The 16,446-nt window shown below is 41.5% G+C and carries 15 protein-coding genes; 3 read left to right on the top strand and 12 right to left on the bottom strand.

Annotated elements, in window-relative coordinates:
* Positions 1–40 precede the first annotated feature (40 nt).
* Both ACXAH9_RS09180 and ACXAH9_RS09175 read left to right on the top strand, forming a co-directional pair.
* Positions 41–289, top strand: coding sequence for a DUF6899 family protein (locus tag ACXAH9_RS09180; protein ID WP_474894563.1), 249 nt, complete (start codon positions 41–43; stop codon positions 287–289).
* 49 nt (positions 290–338) lie between these two features.
* Positions 339–878: a hypothetical protein gene (locus ACXAH9_RS09175; protein ID WP_474894562.1), complete on the top strand. Its 540-nt coding sequence runs from the start codon at positions 339–341 to the stop codon at positions 876–878.
* A gap of 178 nt (positions 879–1,056) precedes the next feature.
* Here the strand turns inward: ACXAH9_RS09175 and ACXAH9_RS09170 are convergent, their stop codons facing one another.
* The 5 genes from ACXAH9_RS09170 to ACXAH9_RS09150 all read right to left on the bottom strand — a co-directional run bounded on the left by ACXAH9_RS09170 (position 1,057) and on the right by ACXAH9_RS09150 (position 5,900).
* The gene (locus ACXAH9_RS09170) at positions 1,057–1,590 is read right to left on the bottom strand and encodes an NADPH-dependent FMN reductase (RefSeq protein WP_474894561.1); all 534 of its coding nucleotides are present in this window, start codon (positions 1,588–1,590) and stop codon (positions 1,057–1,059) included.
* 116 nt (positions 1,591–1,706) lie between these two features.
* A complete protein-coding gene (locus ACXAH9_RS09165; protein WP_474894560.1) occupies positions 1,707–2,141 on the bottom strand; it encodes a YybH family protein in 435 nt (144 codons plus the stop codon).
* 124 nt (positions 2,142–2,265) lie between these two features.
* A complete protein-coding gene (locus ACXAH9_RS09160; RefSeq protein WP_474894559.1) occupies positions 2,266–3,051 on the bottom strand; it encodes a hypothetical protein in 786 nt (261 codons plus the stop codon).
* A gap of 22 nt (positions 3,052–3,073) precedes the next feature.
* Entirely contained in the window at positions 3,074–4,717 is a 1,644-nt protein-coding gene (locus ACXAH9_RS09155; RefSeq protein WP_474894558.1) for an AMP-binding protein, read from the bottom strand.
* Positions 4,718–4,823: 106 nt separating this feature from the next.
* Entirely contained in the window at positions 4,824–5,900 is a 1,077-nt protein-coding gene (locus ACXAH9_RS09150; protein ID WP_474894557.1) for a sensor histidine kinase, read from the bottom strand.
* Positions 5,901–6,094: 194 nt separating this feature from the next.
* On the opposite strand from ACXAH9_RS09150, the gene ACXAH9_RS09145 reads away from it, so the two are divergent.
* Entirely contained in the window at positions 6,095–8,023 is a 1,929-nt protein-coding gene (locus tag ACXAH9_RS09145) for a S9 family peptidase (protein ID WP_474894556.1), read from the top strand.
* Here ACXAH9_RS09145 and ACXAH9_RS09140 read toward each other — a convergent pair.
* The 7 genes from ACXAH9_RS09140 to ACXAH9_RS09110 form a co-directional block, all read right to left on the bottom strand.
* A complete protein-coding gene (locus ACXAH9_RS09140) occupies positions 8,001–8,411 on the bottom strand; it encodes a DUF6326 family protein (protein WP_474894555.1) in 411 nt (136 codons plus the stop codon). The genes ACXAH9_RS09145 and ACXAH9_RS09140 overlap by 23 nt on opposite strands.
* 96 nt (positions 8,412–8,507) lie before the next feature.
* Complete coding sequence (locus tag ACXAH9_RS09135; RefSeq protein ID WP_474894554.1) at positions 8,508–9,059, bottom strand: VanZ family protein; 552 nt, start codon at positions 9,057–9,059, stop codon at positions 8,508–8,510.
* A gap of 88 nt (positions 9,060–9,147) precedes the next feature.
* Entirely contained in the window at positions 9,148–9,840 is a 693-nt protein-coding gene (locus tag ACXAH9_RS09130; RefSeq protein WP_474894553.1) for a hypothetical protein, read from the bottom strand.
* A 123-nt stretch (positions 9,841–9,963) separates the two neighbouring features.
* Positions 9,964–10,635: a DUF6048 family protein gene (locus ACXAH9_RS09125; protein WP_474894552.1), complete on the bottom strand. Its 672-nt coding sequence runs from the start codon at positions 10,633–10,635 to the stop codon at positions 9,964–9,966.
* Positions 10,586–11,296 (bottom strand): hypothetical protein, encoded by a 711-nt coding sequence (locus tag ACXAH9_RS09120; protein WP_474894551.1) that lies wholly within the window; start codon positions 11,294–11,296, stop codon positions 10,586–10,588. Before ACXAH9_RS09120 ends, ACXAH9_RS09125 begins: the two co-directional genes overlap by 50 nt.
* A gap of 11 nt (positions 11,297–11,307) precedes the next feature.
* Positions 11,308–13,782 (bottom strand): replication restart helicase PriA, encoded by a 2,475-nt coding sequence (gene priA, locus ACXAH9_RS09115; RefSeq protein ID WP_474894550.1) that lies wholly within the window; start codon positions 13,780–13,782, stop codon positions 11,308–11,310.
* Between the two features lie 78 nt (positions 13,783–13,860).
* On the bottom strand, positions 13,861–16,422 hold the full coding sequence (locus tag ACXAH9_RS09110; RefSeq protein ID WP_474894549.1) for a ligand-binding sensor domain-containing protein: 2,562 nt from the start codon (positions 16,420–16,422) through the stop codon (positions 13,861–13,863).
* Positions 16,423–16,446: the final 24 nt, after the last annotated feature.

Below are 16,446 nucleotides of genomic sequence, written 5' to 3'. Positions count from 1 at the left end.
CATGCTTTTTTTTATTTTAGTCAAAACATCAATAAATCTAATGCCATATATCAAACAAGAAGTCAGGGCCAAACTGGATAAAATCGTTGAAGAAATGCACGAAGCAGGCATTGTGGCAAATGGTGATCTTAATTACCTGCTCTATGCCTTTTGTAAACGTCACGTCAGTCCGTCTTACAACAACTATAAGAATTTTATCGGTGAGCTAAACCAATGTGCAACAGAGATTGAACGAAGGATAGTGGCCCCCTATGAAGATGAGAAGATCAGGGAAAACGGGGATGTTTGAGTAGATTTATGTGAGATAAGTAACACTCTCAATAAATGAACCTAACCGTATGAATTTTAAGCATTTATTTCTTTCTTCTCTGTTCGCTGCTTTATGCTATTTCTCAGTAGCACAGGAAGTTTCACTTATCAACAATGAAAGGGATTCTGTTTGGGCCGCCGTGCATAAACGCTGGAAAGCCTGGAGTGAGGTAGATGTAAAAGGTTATATAAATCAGCATCATCCGGATTGGAAGCGGTGGGGGTTTAGTAGTGCGGAACTTTTGGAGGTTGAAGACCTAAAGTCTTTTTTCAATGAATGGCAACAAGATGAGCGTTACGTAGGGTTTGAATTATCGCTCGAGAATATGGAACTGTTTGGCGATTCATTTTGTGCAGTGCACTACCTCGTGGAGGCCAGAGTAGAATGGGTCGGTGATCCATTTACTGCTCCTTCAGGGGAAAGGGTTTTAAAAGGAGATCAAACCACAATTCATACACGCTGGAGCGATTTTTTAGTGAAAGAGCAGGGAAAATGGTTGTACGTGGGCGGCTACCGTGACGGCAATTGCGCAATCTGGCCGGGGTATGGTAAGCCCTGTAAAGATTAGTCGTTCTCAATATTATGCGACCTTTTCTCAATTCCACACCCTTCGTGGACCTCAGAGTTTCACCCACTGCAGCACTATTGTCTGAGGCGATCGAACATAACATTAGCAATCTCTATATGCTACGCTTAGTTCAGGTAATTATCTCAATTTCGATTGATTATGACTCCTTTTTACTTACTTAAAGATGCTGACTAAACTCCATCATTCGCTTCTCATGAGAGGATCGCAATTCTTCGTCAAGGATGCCCTTTTCAGGGTCAAAGTTTTGATGAAAAGAAGGCAAAGAGAACGTCACGAGCGGTGCTTTGTTAGCATGTCCGTAGATCGCAGTTGCATGCTCCAATACGGTTTTAGCACCTCGTCCGCCAGGGGAAGTAGCAAGTAGAAACAATGGCTTGTGCTGAAAGACGCTTTTATCTATCCGGGAGACCCAATCATATAGGTTTTTGTATGCTGCAGCAAAGCTTCCGTTGTGTTCAGCCAATGATAGCACGATGGCGTCTGCCTTGTCAAGGTGTTTTTTAAAGGCGTGAGCCATGTCCGGAATGCCTGAAGCCTGCTCTAAATCCACACTGAACAATGGCACTTCAAAATCATTTAAATCAAGGACTTCTACTTCCACGTTTGGTAATGACCTTGCCGTGAAGGTGGCCAGCTGCTTGTTAATAGACTGTTTACTGCTACTTCCAGCAAATGCTACGATTTGTTTCATTTTAACATTAGAATTGGTTATGAGATTTTTATGATTTAGTGAGTAAAACTTACTATTTCTCTGGATGGTTCATTGTGTCTAGTGCCGAAAGAAGGGAACTCCTATGAATTTGAGGTTTAGTCCCAAACAAATCTCCAGCTTCCATCAGTTTGTTTCTTCCATACCGTATGGAATATACCGGTACTTACTTGTTGGTTTCCTAAACTGTCCAAATAGGTGAACCAGTAGTCGCCATATGTATAGCCCAGATCACCGGATGCAGCTACGTCAACGAAAGTTGGAACCCAAGATAAAGTATCCCCGGGTCTGGTATCATTTTCATACCATTCCCTAATTGCTTCTTTACCTTTAATGACATTTTTTCCACGTTTTATAACCCCTTCTTCATCAGCGTAATATTCGAAAGCATTCGGAATGCCCTGGGTTCGCGCCATTTCACAAAAAGCTTTTTCTGTTGCTTTTATTTCTTTTTTCCAGGTGTCGATTTCTTCCCGGGATGTTTCACAAGTTATGAAAATCAGTGAGATAAGCAGGGTGATTGAAATTCTCATAAACCACTATCTGACGTGTATGTCATTATTAAATTTAGCCTAATTCGTTCATATCAGCCAACTGATTAAAAATCATTCTGTTGGAATGGACCAGATTGTGCGATAACGAAAGGAATACACGAGACTACTTAGAAGCGATAAGTGCTTCGTATCCATCCAGTACTTCAATGATCGCCTGTCTTTCTTTTGGAGAAAGTGATCTTGATTTTGTGAACTTTCCTGTAAGTTTCATTTTGGCCTTAACCGATTTTGCAAAGGGTCGGAGGAAAGCAACAATTTTGTTATTGACAGGAGCATCAATCCACTCAGCGACACCAGCATCTTTTTGGGTCTCCTTGTGTTCGAACGCATCAAATGGAATATCCATGGTTTGATCATTATATGTGAGCCTGGCTTGCTTGAAGTAAATCCAGTCATTGCCACTGTAAGAGAGTTTAATCATCAAAGTTGGTGAACTATCTCCCTTTTGAGTGATATAGACGGACATCATGTTTCGATTATTGAAATGCTTAAAAGCTGTATTGGTATATATTTGGATGTTTCCTTCTCGTTGCACCTTCAGCTTCCTAATTGCACGTTTTTTTGCTTCTTCCCGGGCTGTTATTTCACTAATACTGCCAGTTTCTTTTTGTATTACCTCATAGTGGATATCCATCGCTTCTTTTAACTCATGCAGCTCAGGGTACCGTTCTTGTAGTTCTCTAAATAGAATCTTTACACTATCATAGTTGCTTTTGTGGTACATGTCTATCACTTGATCAATAACCTGACCTCTCTCATTCTGACATTCAATCAATTGCTCCTCTAGCGCTCTGATTTGTAGTGTCAGTTTTTCTTCTTCAGTGTCTTTGTCTGGCACGGAGCAAGAGGTAAGGAGGAAGAATGCTATGAGTTTATAAAAATTTGTCATGCAATGATTTATTAGCTCATTATTATTCAAATATTATGAGATCCTCGGTGTTGAACCAGCTTTTGTACATGGGCATGTGGATCTTTTCGATCTGATTTCGTTTAGTCTTTAGTGTAGGGGTGAGCAATCCATTATCTACAGACCACTCTTCCTTCATAACCACTGCCTTGGCGAGTTTTTCATGCTTAGGCAAGTCAGGATTCACACGTTGTATTGAAGATTCTAAACTCTCAGCTAGTTGCTCTTTAGATTTACTCTTTCCGGATTCAGAAGGAACCACCAGGGCAATCGGCTGGGGGATGCCCATACCTACCACACAAACCTGCTCGATATCTGTGTTTTTGGTAAGCTCCAGCTCAATGGGTGCCGGGGAGATGTATTTTCCCTTATCTGTTTTAAACTGATCTTTTACTCTTCCTGTGATGTACAAAAATCCATCATGGTCGTATTCGCCTATATCGCCTGTTTTCAGAAAGCCCTCTTCATCAAACATGGCAGCAGTCATGTCGGGGTTCTTATAATACCCTTTCATCAGTGCCTCATTCTTGACGCATATTTCTCCTTCTGATGACAGCTTACTTTTTACCCCGGCTACAGGTTTACCTACTGAGCCAAGACGACTGCTATTCGGAAGGTTATAATGTGAGAGAATGCAGTCCTCAGTCATGCCATACACCTGATGTATTTTGATTCCAAGTTTTTCATACCACTTAATTAATTCTACAGCAAGTGGAGCAGCACCGGAGACAATGTAATCTGCTTTTGACAGACCCAGCTTCTTTTGGATCTTCTTTCGGACCAGGGTGCTAAGGATAGGAATGCTGAGCATACGATCCAGTTTCTTTTGTGGCATTTTCGCTAGAATGCCCTGTTGAAACTTTGCCCAGATGCGTGGGACGGCAAAAAACATGTTGGGTTGAGCGTTAGCCAGGTCACTTGCAAATGACTCGAGGGATTCAGCAAAATAAAATGTTACTCCCCGGAACAGCCCTTGCATTTCAATGCCTACCCTTTCGGCGACATGTGCCAGCGGCAGGTAAGAGATGTATCGAGGCTTGTCAACCGCAGGTAGCACTTCCAGGTATGCATTAGCAACACATGTAAAGTTGCTGACGGAGTGCATTACACCTTTAGGGATACCGGTGGTGCCAGACGTATATAGTATTGAAATCAATTGGTCAGGATCCTGTTCGGCCAGCGAAGAGATGGGCGCATGCTTTGACACCAGTTCATCCCATGCTACGCCATCCTCCATGCCAAAGAGGTTAAAGCCAATTTTGGGGATATCGATTACACCGGATCGTTGAGATGCATAATCATCGAGCTTACCCAGGAAGATGGCTGCTGCTTCACTATGCTCCAGTATCATCGTGATTGAGGCTGCATCCAGGGTAGGATAGAGCGGGACCGAAATGTGACCGGTCATCATGATGGCCAGATCAGCCATGATCCAATGGGCACAATTTTTTGAGAGTAAGGCTACTTTACTTTTTTTCGGCAGGTTAAGTGCTCGAAGGCCCTCTGCAACTCGCCGAATTTCATTGCCAGCTTCAGATCGGGTGTAGATCCTAACCTTCCCACCAGAAAGAGGCTGGTGAAACATGATTTGATTGGGGTGCTTTTCTTCCCAATAGAGAAAAGCTTCCAAAGGTGATCGAAACTTCATCGTGTTAGGTGGTTGTTTCTGTTCTGAATTTAATTATAATCAGTGAGATTTATACTGAGGGTATTATTCAATGATATACTGAGAAAGTAAAAGAATCAATCTGTCATCACTTCAGATTAGTCTTAATAGTGAAGATAAATTCAGTACCTTCTTTCACATCAGAGTTGATTTTGATCATTCCGTTATTTTGCTCAACGATTTTTTTAACAATGGCAAGTCCAATGCCTGTGCTATCAGCCCTCTTCTTTAAATTGGCTGTGCCGAACATTTCAAAAATGGTTTTGTGGAATTTTTCCGGTATGCCTGGGCCATCGTCTTTGATTTTAATTTCCACCTCATCCAATGTTTGAATTGCGTTGACTTCAATGGTACCATGTGCTTTATCATGGTATTTAATAGCGTTACCAAGTAGGTTGGACAGCACCTGAAAAAGTTGGGTTTTTTGACCCATGAAACTAATGCCATCTGTATATTTAATGATTTGAAAGCTCTGTGGAATGTTAAGGTTTTCAGCCACTTCTTGAATCAAATCCGAAAGGTTAATCTCCTCTTTATCCTGAATCACCTTTCCAGCCATGGCATAACTTAGTATTCCATCTATTAAATCAGCCATTTTCACATTTCGATCTCTCAGCATATGGAAATATTCTTTTACTTGCTGACTAAGCTCATCACCATGATTTTCTTCAATAAGATCGATAAGTTGTCGACTTGCAGAGGTGGGAGCTTTCAAATCATGTGAAAGGATGTAAGCAAGTTGCTCCAATTCTTTGTTCTTCGCCTCCAGGTTTTCATTGGTCTGTTGTAGCCTGTTCTTCAGATCAACCAGTGGAGAGATATCTCTAATAACGGCAATGTAGAATGTTTGTCTGTCTGAGGAAGTGTAGAATGTGAGTGAAATGTCAATGTAAAATTCACGACCCTTTTTATCTACAGCAATAAAGTTGCGTTCATGAGTTCGGCCCATAGGCCTGGTTTCAGGTTCCTCTTGATATCCATGAAAAAGAAATGAATGATTTTTTCTAAACCTGGAAGGCATCAAAACATCAAAGCTTTTGCCGATAAGTTCATTTTTGGAATAACCAAATAGGTTGGTAACACTTTCATTAATGTCAACTACTTTTCCTTGTTTATCTACTACAAGAATCGCATCGCCTAATAATTCTAAAATTCTTTGCTCCATCGATTAATTCTAAAGATCAGATACCTGGTATTATCTACACGATCAGTAAGCCGCTATGTCAATTTACATTTAAAGCTGATTAAAAACTAAACTAGAGAGCATGCTTCATAGTGATGATAATCAGGAGTCAATTATTGATGTATTGAAAATGTATAAGGATACTGTATCTTAACGTGTTAAACCTATCACATATCATGCGTTCTATCACCTCTACCTGCATTCTGTATTTGCTATTTACCATTGGATTTTTTTTCAATGCCAACGCACAACCTTTCAAATACATTCAACCGCTAGTGCCTCCTTTTCCTGATCACCTCAATCCTGAATCACCACAAGGGAGAGTGCTTGGGCCAGGTTTGTTTAATCACATCTCTCCCATTCGAGAGGTTCATCATGCGAGTGGTGGTTTGTTTGCAGGTCATACTCCTGAGGGACAATTGTATGTCAGAAATGAATCAGAAGAGTCGTATGCTGTAATAGCCTCACCACAGTCTGGATGGCGCTGGGATGTCGCAGATGCTCTTTGGTCGCCCGATGGAAAGACTTTATTAGTAAAACAGGTAGATGATAGAAAGGTGCCGCGTATTACCTTAAGTAAAGGTGACTCAACTGTATTGTGGCCTTATAGTATGGCAGGAGAGTCTTTGCCTAAAATCAGATACTATTTTGTGGATGTCGCCACAGGTAATTACAAGACAGTTCTTCAGCCTTCAGACAGGCCATATGTACACCCCCTTTCATGGCATCCTGATGGTACACATGTGAGAATGGTCGTAGCTGATCGGTTTTTAAAAAATGTGGAACTGCGGCGCGTACACCTTGAAGATGGTCGCTCCGACCTTTGGCTGACAGAAAAGTCAGACACTTATTTGATCGGGCTCGATTTGCTAAATGGCTATACGGGTCGTTTGAGACGGTCTAATGTCTTTTACTTTTTAGATGCCACCGATCGGGTGATCTATAGCAGCGAACGAACAGGGTACAACCAGCTCTACCTGTATGGTACGGATGGCAATCTTATACGGCAGCTAACCAAATATGAACAAAATGGAGTAGTTATTAAGCTCATTGAAGTGGATCAGTCTGGTGGATGGGTGTACTACGCCGGACTTGGTAATAAAGACGCCCCGTATGACCAACAGCTCTATAAATGTTCCCTGGATGGAAAAACTTTTAAAAAGCTCGTTGACGGACCCACTATGCTGGAGGTGTATTTGACAGCAACAAAAGATAGCCTTTGGGTATGGAGCAATGACATGGAGCGATCGGCAACATTGGATATCTACAATACCGAAGGAAAGAAGCTACAGACTTACTGGTCAGCAGACATGTCACCACTGGATGAACTCGGCCTGAAACCGGAGTTTGTTCAACTCAAAGCTGCTGATAATCAGACGATGATTGAAGCGATGGTCTTTAAACCCAAAGACTTTGATCCTGATGAGAGTTACCCTGTTGTAGAATGGATTTACGGTGCGGCACATACGATGGCCATCAGAAGGGATGTCTATTTTCCTGGCCAATATGAGTTGCAAAACCTGGCTAATACGGGTCACATCGTTGTGATCATAGATGGTCGGGGCACACCAGATCGTGGAAAAGCATTTCAGGATTACAGTTATGGAAAGTTTGGTCAGGTGGAGCTTGCAGACCATGTGAAGGCCCTTCGAACGCTTGCAGAAGCACGTCCTTACATGGATTTGGACAGGTTGGGAATTGCAGGTCACAGCTGGGGTGGGCATTATGCCTTACGAGCAGTGCTGGAATATCCTGACATTTATAAAGCTGCATACTTAAGCGCTGCGGCAATAGACCCTTCAAAATTTCGAGTGGCTATCGAGCCCTATATAGGATGTCTTCCACAAGACTGTCCGAAGCGATATGCCGCTTCGGCGCTGACACCCATGCTGGACAAACTAAAGGCACGACTGATGATTAATCACGGGACAGCAGACGATGATGTGCCTTTTGCAGATGCACTTTATCTGGTAGAAAAACTGAAAGAAAGAGGGTATACTAACTATAAGCTGGTTGAATATCCAGGGATGGATCATATCATTATGATGAACCCTAAATGGGAGCAAAGGATGATTGATTTTTTTAAGAAATCACTGATGGATTAGACGCTGATTTTGTCCAGCTCCATGCATACCATATGATAAATAGCGTTGTGGCGATCTCGATGGTTGCAAAAAACCAGTAATGGTAGCTGGCCCCCATAAACAGGGTTCCGATCATGATAAGCGTTTTAAGGGAGCCGGCAATTATATTGGCTATACGATTTGCTTTGTATTTTAGGATTCTGGATAGCAATACCATCGCAATGGAAATCTCCATGATTACGCCCGCCGCTAGCAGTGTGGTTTCTGTCATTGGAATTCCTCCTGCTTCGCCACTAAGCAAAGCATTTAACATTTCTGCAGACATCAATGATATCACATCACAATAAAGGTAGTTGAGAGTGACAAAAATCCACAGCGTGGATAAGATCACTTTTCGGTCGTATGTCATGGATCTAGGTTTTATTGTTTTTATTATTTGGTCTTGATTGAGTTGACGCACTAGCGCAAGGATTAGTTACAAGATAAAAAAACACTTATACCTTATCTAAGCAGAACCCTTTCGATCCTGTAACCAGGAGAGCAAAGCATGTGTGCCAATCGCCCCGGTTATGGCTAGGGTGTTGAATAAGATATCCACCGGATCAAATACCCGGTCAGGTAAAAAGTATTGAATCGATTCATCCATTACTCCAATGAGTAAGGCTAATCCGATTGCCAGCCATGCCGGGTAGCGTACCGTTTTACCATTCCTTACTCGTTCATTCAATGCTTTATGAACGAGTATCGCAAGCACACTGTATTCAAATAGGTGAGTTCGTTCTGGTAAGCCTAAACGTAAAAAAAGCATTAGATACACAGCGAATATGCCTATCCACACAGTCAGCTCAAGGGTAGTTGGTTTGCTGTTTCTTGCATGTAGGATGATCATAGCCCCAACTAAGAGCATTCCACTAACGAAGATGAGTGCCTGAATGTTCTGACTTCTAAACAGGTGGAACAAAGGTGTGCCGATAAATAAGGAGATGAAGATTGCATCGAAGACCACAAAAGACAATAGCCAGAGTTTTTTTTCACGAGTGGAGGTAAAAAATGACATCCAATATTTACTTGTACCTATGATATAAAGGCTTAAAGTAAATTAACGGAAAATCAGGAATTAGTTGTTCTGATTAACTCCTATTCTTTCATGGCACAGTTCGTTTCAGCTTATAGCGTGGTATTACATACACCCGTACCAGCCAAAAGAACAACAGGATAGTAACAAGCAGAAACGGTAAGATGCGTAGTATCACCATGTCTCTGATAGGTTGAGGAAATACCTGAGGTTGCCCAAGGAAGAAGGAGCCAGTCGCTACCCATAGTGCGAAACACATCCGCCAGAGATGACGTGCGATTCGCTGTGCACCATAGATGCCACCACGATATAGTACGGATAAATCTAGCATTAAGGCCAGCATAGTTATACCGGTATAGAAATATAAAAAGAAATCCAGTCCAGCATCCACTCCACCTCCGAATACCGCACCACGATCATGTGCCAGCTCCCAGCAGGCCCAGACTCCAACTATTGCAAGCAAGGTTATGTACAGAGTTCCCACGTGCTCAGGCCATCCGGTTGTTCCTCTTGTGTTTCTGGCCGTAAGCCAAGAAGTAATCACCATATAAAATGTGAGCGCACCTGCCATAAATGAGGTCATCGCAAGAGGAGCCAGCGCAATGTAAGCACCTGTTGCCGCCATCAATACCATCGAGCCAAAGAATATGTTTCCAATTTTTCGGTGTAGAGCCTTTCCTTTAGGAAGAAACAAAGCACTCAACCCTGTAAGGATTCCAATTGAACCACCGGTAATATGAAAGATCAAAATGATATTGCTCATAGTGCTTGGTTTTGTAAGTTTAAGATGCATCTTAAATGGGAAGGGTTGCTTCACTATCGACAAACAGAATGAGCAGGCGAAAGGCGATTCCTAAAGTAAAACTTTTAACCGCTGAACATGCAGTTAAAACGTGACTTTCAGAAAGAAATTTGCGACAGGAATTGTCTTGTCGAAAGCTCTGCCGTATCCGGGGATAGCATAAATATCTACTGGAACTTGTTCATCATAGCTGGCAAGAACTCTAAGTCGTAAGTTCAGGCCAATGCTAAATAAGTCCGAAAGCCTTCGATCAGAATAAACAACAACTTCATACCAGGTGGCATTTAGATCTTCCCGCTTGATACTCTGAATATAATCATCCTGAGCTCCTGATGGGCTCTCGATAAAAATCCGACCAGATTCATTAAAGGTGGATGATGCATATCGGAATGAAATTCCAATTTTATTTTTAGGTAAAAACTGACTGACATAACCTGCACCAACCCGATAATAAAATCCCTCGCTTTCATAGGTTCCATTGGAATAGGCTCCCTCCGGAGTAAGAATTGCCTGACCTGCCTCTATGATTAAAGGAAATTTCTCGAAAAAAAGTAACTCAATACCCCCTTCATATTTCGTTTCAAAATTGGATGGTATGGTAAGCACCTTTCCATAATCGAGATAGATGGATGGAGTAAGTGCACGCCGATACACCGTGCTATCAGCCTCCTCTAATTGCGCAAAACAGCTTATGGAGAGAAATAGACTAGAAATAAATAGTAAACGTTGCTTCACCATCTTGGCAGGTTTCTTCACAGTTTGTATGTACTGAATCTATATCATTTTTAGTAAAACCAATCACTTCAATATTTTTTGCTCTGATCAGCACATTTCTCTTTTCATCCACTTCCTGGAATGTCTCATAATCCAATTCAATAATATCAGATATGCCCTTAATCGTTATTTCATATTGATTGAAAGTTTCGTCGAAGGAGAGGGGGATGCTCCATACCTCAGCACTGTCTTCATAAGTAAACACTGTTTCTGTACCAAGAATTTTAATCCGATCAAGCTTGAGTAATCCGGAATTGATTTTGGATTTTGTTTGGTTGAAAACCGCGGATAGTGAGTCGGCATCCTGATTCAGGGTAGCATAGAAAGCAGAATCGGTTTGACGTTCAGGAATAAGAGAAAGAATTTCATCTTTTTCCGCTTGCAAGGAGGAATTTCCAGTGTCTAGTCCAATCTGAACTTCCTCTAAGCGATCTCTCAAAGTATCTAATGCGTTTACATGCACAGTGAGTGCTGAATCATTAAAAGCAAATACCGCCAGACGGTCGTCTATATTTTTGATACTGTCCTGGTTGATGAATATCAATGAAACTGTCGGTTCAAAGCTCACCGTGTCACAGTCTTCACAGGGATCGCAGGAGACAATCAATAGGAATAGAATGAAAATGCTTAGTAGTTGTTTCACTTGGTTCGCCACTATATCGGGTCTACGTCAAATACCACGCCAACACTCTTAAACGCCGGCAGCTGCTTCATCATCAGATCCACAGATCGGAGGTATTCCTTAACAGCCGGCAAGTTAATGCCTTGCTTCTCAATTTTCAATGTGATTTCATGCAAGTACATGTTTCGAATTTTAGCAATGAGCGGCTCCACCGGACCAATCATGCGTTGATTGCTTAATTGGTTTCTCACTTCTTTGGCGAAATATGAAGCAGCCTGAAATGAAATATGCTTCTCTCTATGCTTGAATGTAATATTGATGATGCGAGTGAAAGGTGGATAGTAAAATCGTTCACGTTCCAGAATCTCCCATTGAAAAAATGCTTTATAGGTATCGTTTCGAGCCCGTTGCAATAGCTCCTGATCGGGATCATTGGTTTGAACAATCACTTTCCCGTTTCGTGATTTTCTACCTGCACGACCACTCACCTGTGTGATGAGGTGATAGGCCCGCTCGTGCGATCTGAAATCCGGAAAGTGGATCATCCGGTCCGTATCAAAAATGCCCACCAGGTTCACACGGTCAAAATCCAATCCTTTGCTGACCATCTGGGTACCCACCAAAATATCAATGTTACCCTCTTCAAATTCTTCTATGATGCGTTGGTAACCATACTTACTCCGTGTAGTGTCCAGGTCCATGCGCTGAACGATGGCTTGGGGAAAGAGAAGTTTGATTTCTTCTTCCAGCTCTTCTGTACCATATCCCACATTGCGAAGCTCCTTGCTGCCACAACTCAGGCAATCGCTATACATGCTTTGGTTGTATCCGCAGTAGTGGCACACCAGCTTATTGTTGTACTGATGATAAGTAAGGCTTACGGCACAGTTGGGACATTTTGGTACTGTGCCACAACTGTCACAAGTGATGTGAGAGGCATATCCCCTTCGATTTTGGAAAAGAATGACCTGCTCTTTTTTGTCCAATGATTCCTGAATGGCTTCCACAAGAGCAGAGGTGAAGTTTCCTTTTAGCTTACGTTGTTTTCTTTCTCGGCTTACGTTGGCAAACTCCATTTTAGGCTGGTAGGATTCTCCATATCTGGAATCAAGTTCTACGATTCCAAATTTACCATCTAGTGCATTTTGGTAGGTCTCCAATGCAGGAGTAGCAGTGCCTAAAAGTGTGTGAGCCTTATGAAGGGTTGAAAGATAGATGGCTGCATCCCTGGCATGGTATCTTGGAGCTGGCTCAAACTGTTTATAAGAAGGTTCATGTTCCTCATCCACAATGATCAATCCCAGATCTGAAAAGGGGAGGAAGACCGCACTTCGGACACCAACAACAAATTGATACTCTTTATTCAATACTTTTTGCCAAACCTCCACACGCTCATTATCCGAATACCGTGAATGATAGACCCCAAAGGAGTCACCGAATATTTTATGTAAACGTGCAATGATTTGTGTTGTCAGCGCAATCTCAGGTAAGAGGTAAAGGGCCTGCTTGCCCTGATCGATTTGCTCTTTTATCAGTTCAATGAATATCTCGGTTTTGCCACTTCCAGTCACTCCGTGTAGCAAGGTGGTATTGTGGATTTTGAACGACTCAATGATGGCTCGCCGGGTTGATTCCTGCTGCTGACTGAGTTTGAGACTACCAGGAATTTTCGCATGATTGGAAGGGAGCCTGGAAACGGTTTCTTCCCATTCGTTAAGCACTCCATTTTTTACCAATGTTTTGAGGGAGGACGGACTGATGTCTTCCGCCTGAAGCTGAGATTTCAGAACCCCATGCTCATTAGAAGAAGGATTGTCTAGGACGGGTACATCCCGCAGATAGGCGAGGAGTACATCCTGTTGTTTGGGTTTGCTTTCCAACTCATTGATAATGCCTTCCAGCATACCCTCTTCCATAAATGCTTCTGCAATCCGTATGCGCTTGACCTTCTTTGGTTGGTATTTGTCTTTTACTTTTTCAAAAAGATCAATAAGGCCTCTTTCTGAAAGTTTTTTCAGGACGCGTTGCGGTTGCTTCAGTCCCAATACCTGACTGACATCTTTCATCGCCAGATCATTTGTTTTTAAGACTCTAAGCAATTCCCATTCCCGATCGTCAAGGTCTTCTGAATGTGGATCGATTTCAGGATTAATTCCTACAAATGACTCGCTGGAGAGTTTGAGTGCTGCAGGTAAAGCTGCATTGATTACTTCGCCCAATGCGCACATATAGTACCTGCTCATCCATTGAAAAAACTTGAGTTGAATGGGGTTAATAATGGGTTGCTCATCCAACACTTCCAACACTTCTTTGGGACGATAATCTTCAGGGGATCGGTTGTGCATTTCAAGTACAATCCCAGTATAGATTTTCTTTTTCCCGAAAGAAACAACCACCCGAAAACCGGGCTGCACTTTCTTTCTGTCCTCCGGTGGAATCAGGTAGGTAAAAGTGCCGTGGAGAGGTAAGGGCAGTATAACCTCGCAATATGATGGTGTTTCACTCAATGCAATTCGAAGCTACCATATTCAGGTTTTATTAGCACAGATTCATCTCAAAATTGATCAAAATGATGTTACAGGTTGTTACGGGTTGTTGCTGTTTGTCTGATTCAGTATGTCGTTTATAGAATGGATGACCTCATCTAATTCTTTGACTGATTCTTTTAGAATATCAATGACTTTGGAATCCTTGAATTGATTCTCGCTCATGTCTATTATCTGGAGCGCACTCATAATTTTAGTGAGTGGCGCTCTAAGATGATGAGCATTAACGAATGCAGATTCTTCCAGTAGTTTATTCTTTTCTTGAAGCTCAATCGTACGCTCTTTTACTTTTTGCTCCAATTGTTCATTAAGCAGTGTTATTTCCCTTGTTCTATTTGAAACTTCGATTTTTAATAATTTCTGTTTCCGGATTAAATACAAGTATCTAAAATGAAAAATTGCTCTTGCAGCAAACCCAATGATAATAATCAAGCCTAATCTAAACCACCACCTCCTATAAAAAGGCTGGTTGATTTTAAAATCAAAATACATAATTGGTCCCCATTCCCCGGTTCTATATCTCGCTTGAATCTGAAAGGTGTAATTACCTGGTTCTAAATTGCTAAAAACAATATCACTCGTGGCATCAGATGTGACAATCCATTCACTTGTTCGGCTGATGCGATACCTGTAATTTATTTTAGATTCATCAACATAGGAGAGGCAGTGGTAGGCTATTCTTAGGCTATTCATCTCATAAGGTAAAGTAAGATTGCCCAATGATGCAGTGGTGGAATCTTGACCAATCCAAACTCCTTGAATATTAACCTTTAAATTCAGGTTCTGAACTATCTCATTCTGGTCATTGAATACGGACACCCCTTTCTCCGTGCCAATCCAAATGTTTCCCTCCTTATCTTCAATCAGAGCATTCCTGTTGATTTCATTCCCTGACAATCCTTCATCTAAACCAAATAATTCAAGCTTATTCCCATTGTACATATAAACGCCATGATCTCCACCGACCCATAGTCTATTTTGAGAATCAACTAGTAAGCCATAAACTGGGGTTCTTATTTTTAGTTTGTCCCAATGAGTAATTCTGCCCTGATTGATTTGACCGATTCCATCCCGAGTAGCCAGTAATGTGTCACCCTCGTAGATTACAGCCTGATAAATGCTTTTGAGATCAAAATTTGTAGATGAATAGTTTTTGAATGTAGATCCATCATATGTAAAGAGACCTTCAGAATGTGATAGAAAAGCTACATTATCACCGAGTGTACTTATGTTTCTAATGGAAGAATTAGTATTTAAAGTTACAAGTCGGTCCTTGTTTAGATAGTAAATGCCACTATTTCCTGCTATGTAGGTTGTTCCCTGAAAAGTTTTTACTGAAGTGAATTTTAATCGATCTCCGGAAAATACTTTTGTAGGCTTGCTGTAGTCTCCAATGTTGTACACAAGTAATCCCTGATCATTGGTTGCCATGTAGAGCTTATTCTGAATGGTGTCTTCATCGATGGCTAGAATTCGATAATTAAGGGTTTTTTTTACTTCATAACTATAGTTGCTGATACGGCCATCATGTAAGACATTAAAGTCAAAAGGATTGGTAAGCACAATGGGTCCACTTTGTAGTTGAGTGATTGCTGTAACCTCATCTGCAGCAAGACCTGATGATTTGTTATAGTTTCGAAATTGTAAAACATTGAATTTAAAAAGTCCTCTTGAATCGCTTACCCATAGATTATTTTCGGTATCACAAAAAATACGTGTGCTTCCAATGTTTACATTTTCACCTTTTATTAGCAGATTTTGCCACGTACTAGTTTTATGATCAATCATTCTGGCAGGAGTGGCGGACCCGAAAAATACCTGTCCATTTTTATCCATTACAAGGCTGCTTTGGTTCGTTAATGAGGAGCTTGTCAGCCCGACATTACGTATTAGAAATTCGATTTTATCATCTAATACTTCCGCATACCAATTGAATCCTAACATCAATAATTTGTCACCGCCATCCGCAACGGTAAGGATGTTATTTGTTGGAAGTTCCTCATAAGGCAAATCCAGTAAACTCAGTTTATCGCCATCAAAATGCCACAATCCAGCAGTTGATGCTATGATGCATCGGCCATGGAGTGATTGAATGTTGTTTATATTGAAACTCAATTTTTTCCTCATCCACTCCTTTGACTTGCTTTTATAAACGAATAGTTGATCATCTGCTCCAAGTGTTATAGTATAGTCGTTATCAACACCGTATACATTGAAGGAGATGTGAGCGGTGAAATGCTCAGTGGAGTAGGGCACTTCAATTTCAGTCCATGAATCTTTGAAAAACTGTACAGTAAATCGGGTCTTGTTTAGGCCTGCAACCCAAATAATGCTATCGTTCGAAATAATCTTGGAATTATTGGAAGTTGGCAGGTTCAGTGAATCTGCAAAGTCGTGCCAGCTTTTTGCATCATAATAGGTCGGGCCGGATTTTGTAATGAACCACATCATTCCTGAAGGATGCTGAGCAATATCAAAAACGCTATTGCTAGGCATACCATCTGCGGTCATATACTGTTTGGATGGAAAGAACTGCGCCTGGCTAGTGACCAGGAGTGATGACCAGAAAATAAAAATTAAGAGGATGTATCTCGCGTTCACGCTACAAGATAACCCTCATTTGAG

Source organism: Ekhidna sp. ABH4_415 (assembly GCF_056161305.1).
This window is presented reverse-complemented; position numbering and strand designations above follow the sequence as displayed.